This is a genomic window from Paenibacillus chungangensis (genome assembly GCF_042675905.1).
Lineage (GTDB): Bacteria > Bacillota > Bacilli > Paenibacillales > Paenibacillaceae > Pristimantibacillus > Pristimantibacillus chungangensis.
In genome coordinates this window covers 1-12,777 of the sequence record NZ_JBHTJZ010000033.1, presented here as the reverse complement: position 1 = coordinate 12,777, position 12,777 = coordinate 1, and the positions used below count along the sequence as shown (strand labels likewise).

Here is a 12,777-nt window from a genome sequence, read left to right as displayed (position 1 = left end):
GTTCCAAGAAGAAACGTTGCGCGTCCTTATTTAAGTAAGTACGTGCTCTCATAGAAATATAGGCGTGGGAATAGTGTGAAACTTATGCTTTCCTATATTTCAAGAAATTAAGATCGTTCCATTAGTTGCTGTTTCGCATAAAATATTGCACCCAGGCTGACCGCACCCTCACAAACTTGCCATGGGTGAATTGATACACTGCCACGAAACAACGGATAACATCTGGCTTCCACAATTCTGATCAACTTATCGTGCAACACGGTCGATACGAAGCTCCCCAGTCCACCCCCAAGTATAATCCGTTCAGGATGAAACAACGTAATGACTGCAGCCATCCCCTTGCCAAGATACTCTGTATACTTATCCATTATGGCAATACAAGCCTCATCATTTTCAACATAGCCTTGCGTAACTTCCTCCGCACGTGAAATCCCTGCTCTTGGATAAAGAAGCTTGGATAACTGGAGCAATCCCGGTCCGGAGCAAACCGCTTCCAAGCAACCCTTATTACCGCACGGGCAAGCAATATTCCCGCTTTCGTCTACCATGATATGCCCGATTTCCGCATTGCCGGCAGGTGAAGTGTGGAATATATCACCATTTGTATAGAACGCTCCTCCGACTCCTGTACCAAGGGTCACATAATAGAAATGCTGGACATTACGATTCAACTCCGCTTTCGCTTCAGCTAATGCCGCGGCATCACAATCATTCAAGACATATACAGGCACGCTAAAAGCTTCCTCAAGAACTTCACGTGCTGACAGAGACTCCCAACCTGCTTCATGCATACACAAAGAAGGTTGATTCAATAGCTGATTCACATTACCGCCAAATCCGAAACCGATTGCCGCAAGGTCAGAAATCTGGTGATCCCGAAGCAATGCTTGCCCGGTTTGCATCAATGCTTGCAGGCTATCTAAGGCTTGCGCGTCATGAGGACGTTTAATCACTCTTGATTCAACGATATCGGAGCCATTAATGGACAGTGTAACCACAAGCTTGGTTCCACCGCTTTCGAACCCTAAGTATGCCATACCGATACCTCCCTATGAATCCTATAATCCGAATTCATGAATAGACAACCAACTGTTTGCAAAGCTCTCTTCTGCTCGTATTACCATCGGCAAATCAAAAAATCCCGGTAAATCCTGCACCCAAATAAAGAAAGAAGAAATTCCCGCTAATGCGAACCGTCTTAGCTCTGAAGGATCCTTGATACCCACGATAATTTCCGCTTCCAGATTTTTCTCCAATACAACAGCTTGTAACTCTCGCAAAAGGGATTCTTTATCCTCTTGAACAAATGGATTCCATAGTGAACCGTAAGGCGTAATCCACTTTGCACCAAACTTAACACTTAACAACAGTGTCGATAAATCCGGCACACAGGTCGCAAGAACATCATGGCCATCGCGTGCAAGCGTGGACATAACCCCCATTCCTGCGCGAGAAGCAGGTACTTTAATTTTAATTTTCTCGTCCACTTGCAACATGCTTATCGCATCTTTATGCATATCTTCCTCTGTCGTTGTTTCCAGTTGGTAGAAGACTGGCCCATCAGAAATTGCACATAGCTTCTTGAAATAAGCCTTGCGATTAATGCCGGAAGCCGCAACAATATCCGGATTGGTCAAGATACCCTCGAAAATGCCATAGTCCATCCACCGCTTCATCTCCTGCAGATCATTCCCACATATCCACAATTTCATCTCTACACCCCATCCATTAACATTTTTTATTCCAAGCAAAATGGAGAACTTTTTACAACCGTTTCGTCCAGAACCCGCCTTTTAAATTTTTAGCTTCATATGAGATCACAAAAGCTTTAGGTGCGTTTTCTTCGATGACCTTGAACAGTTTTTTTTCATCACTGCGTTTCGCCAATACTTGCATAACAAGACGCTGACCTTCTTTGCCGTCAGCCACCCAGCTTGTAACTCCAAATCCTCCCTCTCTAAGAATAATTGGAACTCTGTTCGATACGCTATCTACTACAATCTGCATCGAAACATAACCCAGTGCAAGTAATTCCTCTATCTTTGATCCGACATAAACACCACCGCCCCAGCCTATACAATAAGCCAACAGATTTAATGGCTTATCGATATTGTCCAATACGATTTTTAACCCCATAACATAAATATAAACCTCAACCACACTGAGAATAGAAGCTCCGAAGCGATAACCTTTCATTACGAGCATAATACGCATTGTAAAAATAGACATATACGCCGAATTGATGATAAGAATAACTATAATCGTGATAAGCACATCGTTCATCCTATATGTTCGATGCAGTTGTATAACACACATTTCCAGCCGCCATTCATTTGAGTAATCATCGTCAACGCCGTATTTTTAATCTCTTCCGCAGCTTGCTGTGGAATCAACTGTGTCAAAAGCAACTCAATCATAGTCCCGTGACTAACGATTAAGATCCGCTTATCAGGATGGCTTTCAATGATATCCTTTATGGCCGCCAAGCCGCGATTAATGACGGATTCATGCGTTTCGACACCTAGGTCCATCGCTTCACAGTGTGGCCCCCATTTCGAAATTCTATCTTCTAAAGTAGTCCCCTCCCTTTCACCGCAGTGAATCTCACGTAATCTAACATCTGTTTGCACCTGTATACCCAAAACATCGGCTATTATTTGTGCGGTTTGTTTGGCGCGGGATAAATCGCTTGCATACAGGAAATCCCAGCTTTCTCCCTTTAAACGTTCAGATAATGAACGCGCCTGATGAATTCCTGCCTGGTTTAAGGGTATATCCATTTGCCCTTGATCTCTCTTCTCTATATTCCAATCCGTTATCCCATGTCTAATGAATCCAATTGTTGTCATTTCCCAGCCCCCTTATCCAACATTTTTTTAATCGTTGTATCAATCTTATCCGCTTTGTCCAAGAGGTGCTGCCATGTGAAGATGTCCGGTTGTTTATATCCAGAGAATATGGGATTAGTAAAAGCTAACAATCTGCCTTGCATGTCACGAATATCAAATCTGCACCAGTTATAAGCATCATCCTGCCAGGATAGCTCAAACTTTTGCACATAAGTGTCACTGACAATTACATCATGCATGAACACTGTGCCGTTTACGATCACATTCACAGTACTTCCCAACGCGTTATTAATTTGTATATGACAAATGACGATTTCTCCGGACGATTGCACCGCCTCAGACAAGTCATCACCAACTTGGAATAATTGCTTTCCAACTTGATATGTTGCCATTACTTCAGGTCCGCGGGATACGATTACGCGTCTTTTGCTAACGCCATTCAAGATGGCTCGCGGGGATAATTCATCGGCTAACACATAATTGGCGGGATCACCTATAACTTGAGGAAGATCTTCTTCTTCGAAGGGTTCGTCCGGATAATAATGCGTATCCGATCCTCCGATACCGACTATCGTGTATCCTTCGTTCCATAGCAACGTCCATAGCAATAATGAACCTTCATTAGCCTTAATGTGTCTGCTCATTGAGGGGCTTTGCCACACCTCCAATGCATCAACCATCGATAACAATGTATCCGGCGCGTTCCAACCGTGTTTGCCAATCAAAGGATGGTTAAGAGAACGGATTACACCCAATTGTCCAGTTATTTCCCTTAGACGTTTATGGTTTTTTAGATACTGACGATCGGAAGGCTTTTTCTCTCCGAAGGCTAATATACTCCAAAAATCAAGCGACTGCGTTAATCCGAGCAGATTCCAATCTCCTCTGCCATGAGAGGTCACCTCAGAACCAGGTATAACAAGCACACGACTTTTCGGCCAGGAAGACGGCAGTAGATTATGATCTGTAACGACGAAGAAATCAAGCCCCAATTGTTCCGCTAATTTTGTTTGTTCTTCCGGTGTCATCTTCCCATCAGATAGTGTGGTGTGCGTATGAAAATCGCCTTTATACCAACCAGCCCTGGAATCATGACATTGGTTCCAGTCGAATAGATTGATTGTAAAATGTTTCCCGTCTGGACTTGCGCCGTCCGTCCAATAATCACGATCAGCCTTTGGCGATTGAATATTTTGGGGCAACTCACCATTTCCAAACTCCCATTCCAATACAAAACGTTTGGGAAGAAATTTGATAAATTCAACTTCCCAATGTCCGGCGGGAATTGTTCCCGGGACACTTAAATAGCTGTTGTACAGCAAATGTTTGTGTACAATCCCTTCTCTTGGCGAATACACATCCCAATAAAGAAACCGTTGCTGTCCATTAGGGTCTGTGAATCGAACCTCGCCGTAGGTTGTACTTTCTTCAAAATCAAAACGAAATACCATCCAATCGCTATTTGCCTCAACTTCGAATAAAATATTGCTATCATCAGGATGGATATCATGATAGATTTTCTTCTGCTTCATATTGTTTCCCCCACTTTCTATCTCATTTACTCTTTAATTGAACCAAGCATCGCGCCTTTAACAAAATACTTTTGGATAAAAGGGTATACGATCAGAATGGGGAGCGTCGCGAACAAGATAACACTTGATTTGATCTGGTCCGGAAGAGTCAATTCATTCATTGAGCCAAAATTACTTAAGTTGGATTGCAAATTTTCTAATATAACGATCTCCCTTACCAGCATCTGAATTGGATACAAGGACGAGTCACGAATAAATATAATAGCGTAGAAATATGAATTCCATTGATAAACAGCATGAAACAAACCTATGGTTGCAATGACCGGTATAGACATAGGAACCGCAATTCGCGCAAACATGACGAACTCATTGCATCCGTCTATTCTCCCTGCATCAAATAGCTCGGCAGATAATCCTTGAAAAAAAGTTTTCATAATGATAACGTAATACGCGCCGGATGCAGCTGGAATAATGAGGGACCAAAGTGAATTCAGAAAACCAAAATCTCTGACAACCAGAAAAAAGGGGATTAATGGAATCGAAAAAATAAAGGTTATCAGGACCAGCTTTAAAATCAAGCTTCTCGCTGGCATATAGGAACGCGAAAGCGCATACGACATTGTCGTTGTAATCAATAATGAGACTAATGTACCAACAACTGTAATATAGATGCTCACGCCCATCGAACGCCAAATTCTATTCTGAGATGCAATATATTCATACGCATTCAGATTAAAGCCTTTGGGTAACAAGAAAACTTCATTCAAACTAATATATTGACTTGAGCTTAAGGAAACGGAAAGCAAATGGAACATGGGCAATAACATCGTCAGACTTATCCCCAGTATGCACATACTATTAATGAATAGAAATAATCTTTCTGACTTATAAGTAGGCATAAAGATTTCCCCTTTCAGGCATTCAAACGGAGTCAATAAATGCTCTCGCCTGTGGTTTTTTTGCTTAATTGATTTACCGATACGATCAGAATAAGACCGATTAAAGATTTGAAGATCCCAATAGCTGTCGAATAACTATACTGCGCGCCTTGAAGACCGATGCGATAAATATAAGTATCTATAACTTCGCCCGCATCTCTAACCAGCGGATTCAAAAAGACAAGCACCTGCTCAACATTATGATCCAATAAATTTCCGATACGCAGTAAAAATAAGATGACAATAGCAGGCAATAGAGCAGGCAGTGTAATATAAATCATTTGCTTCCACCTGTTTGCGCCATCGACAACCGCTGCTTCATACAAATTGGGATTGATGCTGGCTAATGCAGCGAGATAAATGATCATACCCCATCCGACTTCCTTCCATATGCCAACGATAACCAGTATACCTCTGAAATATCGAGGGTCCGTCAACCAGTAAATCGGATCGATTCCTAACCAACTCAGCACTACTGTGTTAAGAATCCCCTTTGGCGCGAGTAATTCGATAAATAGGCCGCCGACAATAATCCATGATAAGAAATGAGGCAAATACAACATCGTTTGAGTCGTTCGCTTAAACCATATTGAACGGACTTCATTAATAAACAAGGCCAAAATCAACGGTACGGGAAAACCAAAAACCAACATATAAAAACTAATGATTAGTGTGTTGGAAAGTACATCAACAAACTCTCCATAGCTAAACATCCGAACGAAGTTGTTGAATCCGATCCACTGGCTGCCCCAAATACCTTGAAATAAATCATAGTTTTTAAAGACAATGATATTTCCCATCAAAGGATAATATTTAAACATCAAGAAATAAATCATTCCCGGTAAAGCAATAATAAAGATGCTCAACTTTGAATTCGATGTAATTCTATTCCATATACTTGAACGATTCATTCCATTCGCTCCATTCAGTTTTCATTCTCATCAGCAAAGCAAGTCGGTATATCCGGAGGTTGAAAGATATACCGACAGCTGATTCTCCTGAAACATTACTTGCTATTTGTCTTATACCATTCTGTTACTTCTTTTATAGCAACATCCCCGCCTTGTGACTTCCATTTATCAACAAATTCATTAAAGGCTTTATCAATAGGCTCTCGGCCAAGTACAACTTTCGCAAACATATCGGCATATAACGAGCCATCGCCATATCCCAATTGAGGATTTTCAACTAATGCATTGATTTTAGGCAAATATTTGAATATTCCTCGATCGTCTGCAGCTGCTAATGTATCACGTCTGGCTTGGATAACCTTCTCTGCGTTTGGATCAAAAGCCAGGGAATCCTCGCTTGCCCTTAAGTCGCCGCGAATCAGTGAGAATAGAGCTTGATGAACTCCTCTTTCAGCCGGGTTAGGCTCCGCGTTGGGGTCCCAATTGATGCTACCATCACTATTTCTGGTGAAATTGTGCCCTTCAACTCCATGAAGGAAAAATTCGCGCACCTCTGGATCCTGCGAGTAAAACCAATCGAAATATTTAATGATTTCTTCAGGCCTATCTGCTTTGGAGTTGATAATATACAAATATACAAATGGGAGTCTTGCTGGCGCAAAGCGCTTTGTGCCTTCCGATGTTGTCGGACCTGTCAATACTGTTATCTCAGCGCCTTCTTCCGTGTAATTGTTAGGGTTTCCATAATAACCTAGTTTCCCGCTGTGATGGAAATCATGAACGTAAGAGGCCACGGGCTGAGATAATACAAAACTTCCGCGTTGAGCCAGTGTAAAAGTAAACATGTCTTGGTTTATATAACCCTCATCATATAACATCTTGTAAAATGCCACGACTTCCATCATTTTCGGATTTATCAAATCTGGTAACGCTTGACCGTCCATCCATTGCCATTGATCTGGGAACACTCCAAAATAACCTTCGAATACCCAATTATAAAAAGTAAGCTCTTTCGTTAAAACTAATGGGATTTCATCGTTCTTGCCATTCCCATTCAAATCGGTGTTCTTCACCGCTTCAAAAAAGGCCAAGTACTCATCCATTGTTTGTGGAGCGTCCATCTTGAGTTTATCCAGATAATCCTGGCGAACATATAGCCCTCTAGGTTGTGAAGATGGCGCCTCTCTCGGAATTGCGAAAATTTTACCGTCCTTACTTACATTAGGACTGTTCCAAGCTTCCTCAGGAAAAGCTGCCAAAATGTTTTTCCCGTACTCATTTAATAAATCATTCAGCGCCAGAATAGCTCCTCCATCAATTGCTCCTGCCAATTCGGGAATTAAGATGGAGCTATCCAATTGAAATACATCCGGCATATCGTTTGATGCAAGCCGAGTAGCAAGCGTTACATTACGGTCTGCGCCTTCAAAGAACTGCCAATCCACCTGCACGCCGCTTAATTCAGCTAACCGGCTCGTATAGACATCATCCTTGGATAAATTCCTTGCATAATCCCAGTTATCATTAGAGAGTGCAAGTGAAAATGAGTAAGGTTCCGAGTCTTCCGTTTTAGTTTCTGTATTTGCTTTAGCATCTGTATGTGTTGCAGGCGTTTCATGATCTGATTTTGCTGTTGAATTTGAATTGTTTGAGCAAGCTGCTAATGTAACGAGGAAGCATAATAAAATAATAAGATTGCTCTTCTTAACAAAATTTAGCACATTGTTTCCCCCTCATAAGTTTAGTCCTTTTTGGGTTCATCAGGTGGCCACCGATGTATACCTGTTATAACCTTCAAACGTTAACATCGTCAATCCACATAAATTTTTCGCCTATACACAATTATTTGGACAAAAAAAAGAAGCTTTTACCAGCTCCTTTGCACAAAAATTATCTATTCACCATTTTTGACTTTCCTATAATATCCAGGTGTGAGTTTCTCGCTTTTCTTGAATGCTCTTATAAATGAAAATGCGTGCATATATCCCACTTTCTCAGCAATATCATTGATGGGGAGATCAGTCTCTATTAAAAGCTGCTTTGCACGATTTATGCGCAGGCTAGTCAAGTAGTCTATAAAGCGCACATTAAATTCTTCTTTGAATAATCGGCTTAAATGACTTGGATTTAAATTAAATTGTACGCTAACCATATGAAGCGACATATTCGGATCTGAAAAATGATCTTCGATAAACATTTTAATCCGAATATGTTTATCATTAATAATACGGGAATTGTTTATCCTCATAATGTTTTCCGCGACATCCTGCAAGATAACAACTAGCCTCTGCTCAACTTCCCATAAATCATCAAGCTTATCCAGCGATTCGTATAGTTGTAGCATGGGTCCGTTTTTCCAGTAATGCCGAATATCATTTGACAGATGAATCATCTCATTATCTAGTTGCACATTAAAATAATTGAGGTAGCGCAAGAGCTCTGTTTTTGATAATACATCATTACGGAATCCCTCGAACATTTCATGAACCTTTGTCTGCCAATGCTCAACGCGCAGCTTAAAAGCTTCGATCGCCTCTACAATCCGTTGAATATGATCATGGGATCCATTAGAGCGTTTTGGTTCTATTTCGCTGTATAGAATAATCCGATTATCACCTAGTATAGCTTTGTATTCCAAAGACTCTATAGCTTCATGAGCAGATTGTGAAACTTGACTGAATTGATTCACCTCGTTGCCTAAACCAATCGTAACTGTAAATTTCAGATTGGTTTTACACCATTTTGAAATTTGTTCACAAATCAGCAGATGCTCAATCGACTCCTCTGAACCCCCTTGTTGCAGCTCAATAATGATGCCTAGCCTTAAAGGATCCAACCATTCAGACCAATTGGGAATATGAAAGGATTCTGCCGATTCTTCAGTCGTTTTCTTTAATACATACTTCAATAGCTCCTGATCTTTACTGTTGAAACAACTCACAAAATTTGTATATTGATCGATCTCGACTACAATGCAGCAAAAACGACCTTCGTCACTATTAAATCCTAATTCCGTTAACGTCTCATTGTTTATACTATCTGCATTCCCAAGCATATATTGAAGAAACATATGATTCTTTTTATAGACGCTATCTTCGGCATACTTTTTCTCGATATGATTATATTTATCAACTAGATAGCTTAAAGATGATTCAATGGTATAAAATTCATCGCGGGACTGTGCAATACCGAAATCCTGTTTATTGAACAACTCTTCAGAATCTATACGATCGAGCAATGACTTAATCGGCTTGTAATTGCGCCTAACTGAATACCAAAACCAATAAACCCCTATTAGCAATGAACTGAGGATTAAACCAATCCAAACATAAGATATCGTTGTCATGAAATCAAATATACCTGATTCTTGAAAACCGGAAATCAATATCCAGCCTGTATACGTCGAATAGGCCTCACCTGTTTTGCCGCGATGGTCTAATAGATTATCGCTTCTGTTAGTTAAAATAATGGTTTGACTCTTATCGTCCTGCAATTGTACATAACTAAATCTGGTTCCGGACATTTCATTTATTAATTGTTGAAGCGAGCGGATGTTTACGTTAATGGCTACTACTCCTTGCGTACCGCTAAATAGCGGCGCTTGCCGGACTAAAGTCACTACATTTCGTTCACCGCTTCCGACATAGCCTTTGTATGATCTGGCTCCACTCCATGAGTGTACATTCAAATGCTCTATCATTCCTTCGATATAATCAGCATCATCAAATAAATGTATATTCGGAATCATTTGTTGATCACTGATGACCATCCAATCAGATAAGCGAACAATGTAAATAGAATCAATTAAGTTTGTGCTTTGTACGATGGCAGTTAAATCGCGTGATACTTCGTATATAGTATATGGATCATCCATATTATTTCCCTGGAGGAATTGGCGAAACTGATTATTATTTCTTATTTCCTTCATCATCAGCTGATCGATTGCCTTTAATTGAAAGTCAATCGATTGCATAACTTGATTCGTAAATACTTCATGCGATCGTCTGGTTTGGTTTTTGGATATTTCAATTAGTACTAAGTATACCATGGCCATAATAAATAATACGATGATCAAGAATACCGGTATATAAGAAAATAATAGCCTCAGTTGCCATTTATTCCTCATAGAAGTCTCCTTCCAAGCTGTTATATGCGTCACATATAAGTCGGAAAATAGTCGTTGGGGGAATTTGGGAAGAAAAGTAGGTCGATCACGCTGGTTAGTTGAAACTGATGCGGAGAAATGCTCGGAAATCCCTCCATTTCTGCCAGCTTAATTTCATTCGTAGGCAATAGCTATAGCAATATCTTTAGCACCTTTTGAAACAGCGGCATGTCTATGCTGATTAGTTCATTAATACGGGATGTCACACGCTCTTTCACCAACCTCATGAAGAAGTCAATCAGATCATACTGAGTCGAGAAATAATGGTACAAAGCACCTAGCGACAATCCCGACTCTCGGGCAATATTTCGCAAAAGCAGCCTCGGCAATCCGTAATCTTCTTTGATCATGATCTACAATTTTTGTCATATCTCCATTGTAGCAAAGGCTCTCATTACTCACAACGAGATAATACGATAGTATTATTTAGGTGTGGGTGATATGCTTTTTTCAATTTGAATAATACACGATCACAATGCGGTCATCACAATAAAGCAGAACAAAACAAAAAAAGCTCAGTAGATGAAAACATCTAATGAACCCTTGATTTGTAAGTGGTACCGGTGAGAGGACTCGAACCTCCACGGGTCTCCCCATTCGATTTTGAGTCGAACGCGTCTGCCATTCCGCCACACCGGCACATTATTCAATTGAAGAAAGGTGGCACGCCCTAAGAGATTCGAACTCCTGACCTTTTGATTCGTAGTCAAACGCTCTATCCAGCTGAGCTAAGGGCGCACACTATTTCATTCTGGAGGCGCCACCCAGATTTGAACTGGGGATAAAGCTTTTGCAGAGCTTTGCCTTACCACTTGGCTATGGCGCCGTATTATGGAGCGGAAGACGGGAATCGAACCCGCGACCCTCGCCTTGGCAAGGCGATGCTCTACCGCTGAGCCACTTCCGCTTAAATGGCTGGGGATATAGGATTCGAACCTATGCATGACGGAGTCAAAGTCCGTTGCCTTACCGCTTGGCTAATCCCCAACAATTGTGTATCAATCTCATGTGTTAATGGGGCGATCGATGGGACTTGAACCCACGAATGCCGGAGCCACAATCCGGTGCGTTAACCCCTTCGCCACGACCGCCATGAACGCATATGCGATTGAAATGGCAGGGGCAGCAGGAATCGAACCCACACCAAAGGTTTTGGAGACCTTTGTTCTACCTTTAAACTATGCCCCTACATAATGGTGGAGGATGATGGATTTGAACCACCGAACCCGAAGGAAGAGATTTACAGTCTCCCGCGTTTGGCCACTTCGCTAATCCTCCACATGGTGCCGGCGAGAGGACTTGAACCCCCAACCTACTGATTACAAGTCAGTTGCTCTACCAATTGAGCTACACCGGCATATAAATTACTGAATGGTGGCTCGGGACGGAATCGAACCGCCGACACGAGGATTTTCAGTCCTCTGCTCTACCAACTGAGCTACCGAGCCGTACGCCCTTATGAATAGCTTACTTTATGATGATTAGCATCACTTCGGCTCACTATATCCTGGGGTACAGTGGCGGAGCTGACGGGATTCGAACCCGCGGTCTCCTGCGTGACAGGCAGGCATGTTAGGCCTCTACACCACAGCTCCACGTATTGCTCTCAGATTATTTGTCCGAGAAGATTTGGTTGCGGGGGCAGGATTTGAACCTGCGACCTTCGGGTTATGAGCCCGACGAGCTACCGAGCTGCTCCACCCCGCGTCGTTAAATTAATGGTGGAGGATGACGGGATCGAACCGCCGACCCTCTGCTTGTAAGGCAGATGCTCTCCCAGCTGAGCTAATCCTCCATGATCGAGCGACTTTTATACTTTATCACATTCTCAGTTGATTCGTCAACTCTTTTTTAGTAATACTAAATGGGATTTTGGTGACCCGTAGGGGATTCGAACCCCTGTTACCTCCGTGAAAGGGAGGTGTCTTAACCCCTTGACCAACGGGCCTCAAAGTGTTGCAAAGTAAAAGCTGTTTCTTGAATGTAACTGGCAGAGAGGAAGGGATTCGAACCCTCGATACGTTGCCGTATACACGATTTCCAATCGTGCTCCTTCGACCACTCGGACACCTCTCTATATGGCTCCCCGAACAGGACTCGAACCTGTGACAACACGGTTAACAGCCGTGTGCTCTACCAACTGAGCTATCAGGGAATAACAGTTTTTCGCAGATTCGGCTTCTCGACTCGCATCAGAAAAGACTGAACCATGCAATTGATGTTCAAGGCTTGCACCCTGAAAACTGGATACGAAAGTTGCTTACTTACTTTAGCTGGTTGCTCCCGATTAGTACCGGAAAGCAGGTAGGATAAGCCCTCGACCGATTAGTATTCGTCAGCTCCACACATTGCTGTGCTTCCACCTCGAACCTATCAACCTCG

10 protein-coding genes and 16 tRNA genes are annotated in these 12,777 nt (G+C 42.0%); all 26 read right to left on the bottom strand.

The genetic code is table 11. The features are described 5' to 3' along the window. Positions 1 to 107 precede the first annotated feature (107 nt). A complete protein-coding gene (locus ACFQ2I_RS17340; RefSeq protein ID WP_377566379.1) occupies positions 108 to 1,037 on the bottom strand; it encodes an ROK family protein in 930 nt (309 codons plus the stop codon). A 21-nt stretch (positions 1,038 to 1,058) separates the two neighbouring features. Continuing rightward, positions 1,059 to 1,712 (bottom strand): transaldolase family protein, encoded by a 654-nt coding sequence (locus ACFQ2I_RS17335; RefSeq protein WP_377566377.1) that lies wholly within the window; start codon positions 1,710 to 1,712, stop codon positions 1,059 to 1,061. Between the two features lie 52 nt (positions 1,713 to 1,764). After that, positions 1,765 to 2,283, bottom strand: coding sequence for a DUF2179 domain-containing protein (locus ACFQ2I_RS17330; protein WP_377566376.1), 519 nt, complete (start codon positions 2,281 to 2,283; stop codon positions 1,765 to 1,767). Then, entirely contained in the window at positions 2,280 to 2,849 is a 570-nt protein-coding gene (locus ACFQ2I_RS17325; RefSeq protein WP_377566373.1) for a histidine phosphatase family protein, read from the bottom strand. The genes ACFQ2I_RS17330 and ACFQ2I_RS17325 overlap by 4 nt, the downstream gene beginning before the upstream one ends. Beyond that, complete coding sequence (locus ACFQ2I_RS17320) at positions 2,846 to 4,381, bottom strand: CehA/McbA family metallohydrolase (RefSeq protein WP_377566371.1); 1,536 nt, start codon at positions 4,379 to 4,381, stop codon at positions 2,846 to 2,848. The genes ACFQ2I_RS17325 and ACFQ2I_RS17320 overlap by 4 nt, the downstream gene beginning before the upstream one ends. A 26-nt stretch (positions 4,382 to 4,407) precedes the next feature. Continuing rightward, entirely contained in the window at positions 4,408 to 5,280 is an 873-nt protein-coding gene (locus tag ACFQ2I_RS17315) for a carbohydrate ABC transporter permease (RefSeq protein WP_377566369.1), read from the bottom strand. A 32-nt stretch (positions 5,281 to 5,312) separates the two neighbouring features. Further along, positions 5,313 to 6,230, bottom strand: coding sequence for an ABC transporter permease (locus ACFQ2I_RS17310; RefSeq protein WP_377566367.1), 918 nt, complete (start codon positions 6,228 to 6,230; stop codon positions 5,313 to 5,315). 95 nt (positions 6,231 to 6,325) lie between these two features. Next, a complete protein-coding gene (locus ACFQ2I_RS17305; RefSeq protein WP_377566365.1) occupies positions 6,326 to 7,951 on the bottom strand; it encodes an extracellular solute-binding protein in 1,626 nt (541 codons plus the stop codon). 173 nt (positions 7,952 to 8,124) lie between these two features. Then, complete coding sequence (locus ACFQ2I_RS17300; RefSeq protein WP_377566363.1) at positions 8,125 to 10,356, bottom strand: helix-turn-helix domain-containing protein; 2,232 nt, start codon at positions 10,354 to 10,356, stop codon at positions 8,125 to 8,127. A 170-nt stretch (positions 10,357 to 10,526) separates the two neighbouring features. Beyond that, positions 10,527 to 10,745, bottom strand: a complete 219-nt coding sequence (locus ACFQ2I_RS17295) for a TetR family transcriptional regulator (RefSeq protein WP_377566361.1) — start codon at positions 10,743 to 10,745, stop codon at positions 10,527 to 10,529. A 205-nt stretch (positions 10,746 to 10,950) separates the two neighbouring features. Further along, positions 10,951 to 11,034 (bottom strand) — tRNA-Leu (locus ACFQ2I_RS17290). 22 nt (positions 11,035 to 11,056) lie between these two features. Then, a tRNA-Arg gene (locus ACFQ2I_RS17285) sits at positions 11,057 to 11,133 on the bottom strand. A gap of 14 nt (positions 11,134 to 11,147) precedes the next feature. Continuing rightward, a tRNA-Cys gene (locus tag ACFQ2I_RS17280) sits at positions 11,148 to 11,221 on the bottom strand. A 6-nt stretch (positions 11,222 to 11,227) separates the two neighbouring features. After that, positions 11,228 to 11,302: transfer RNA gene (locus tag ACFQ2I_RS17275), tRNA-Gly, on the bottom strand. A gap of 5 nt (positions 11,303 to 11,307) precedes the next feature. Next, positions 11,308 to 11,382 (bottom strand) — tRNA-Gln (locus ACFQ2I_RS17270). 28 nt (positions 11,383 to 11,410) lie between these two features. Next, positions 11,411 to 11,486: transfer RNA gene (locus ACFQ2I_RS17265), tRNA-His, on the bottom strand. Between the two features lie 23 nt (positions 11,487 to 11,509). Next, positions 11,510 to 11,583, bottom strand: a tRNA-Trp gene (locus ACFQ2I_RS17260). Positions 11,584 to 11,589: 6 nt separating this feature from the next. Further along, positions 11,590 to 11,673 (bottom strand) — tRNA-Tyr (locus tag ACFQ2I_RS17255). 3 nt (positions 11,674 to 11,676) lie between these two features. Then, a tRNA-Thr gene (locus tag ACFQ2I_RS17250) sits at positions 11,677 to 11,752 on the bottom strand. 15 nt (positions 11,753 to 11,767) lie between these two features. Further along, positions 11,768 to 11,843, bottom strand: a tRNA-Phe gene (locus tag ACFQ2I_RS17245). A gap of 70 nt (positions 11,844 to 11,913) precedes the next feature. After that, a tRNA-Asp gene (locus tag ACFQ2I_RS17240) sits at positions 11,914 to 11,990 on the bottom strand. A gap of 35 nt (positions 11,991 to 12,025) precedes the next feature. Beyond that, positions 12,026 to 12,102: transfer RNA gene (locus ACFQ2I_RS17235), tRNA-Met, on the bottom strand. Positions 12,103 to 12,114: 12 nt separating this feature from the next. Then, positions 12,115 to 12,190, bottom strand: a tRNA-Val gene (locus ACFQ2I_RS17230). A 78-nt stretch (positions 12,191 to 12,268) separates the two neighbouring features. After that, positions 12,269 to 12,343 (bottom strand) — tRNA-Glu (locus tag ACFQ2I_RS17225). 40 nt (positions 12,344 to 12,383) lie between these two features. Then, a tRNA-Ser gene (locus ACFQ2I_RS17220) sits at positions 12,384 to 12,471 on the bottom strand. Between the two features lie 3 nt (positions 12,472 to 12,474). Beyond that, positions 12,475 to 12,550, bottom strand: a tRNA-Asn gene (locus tag ACFQ2I_RS17215). Positions 12,551 to 12,777: the final 227 nt, after the last annotated feature.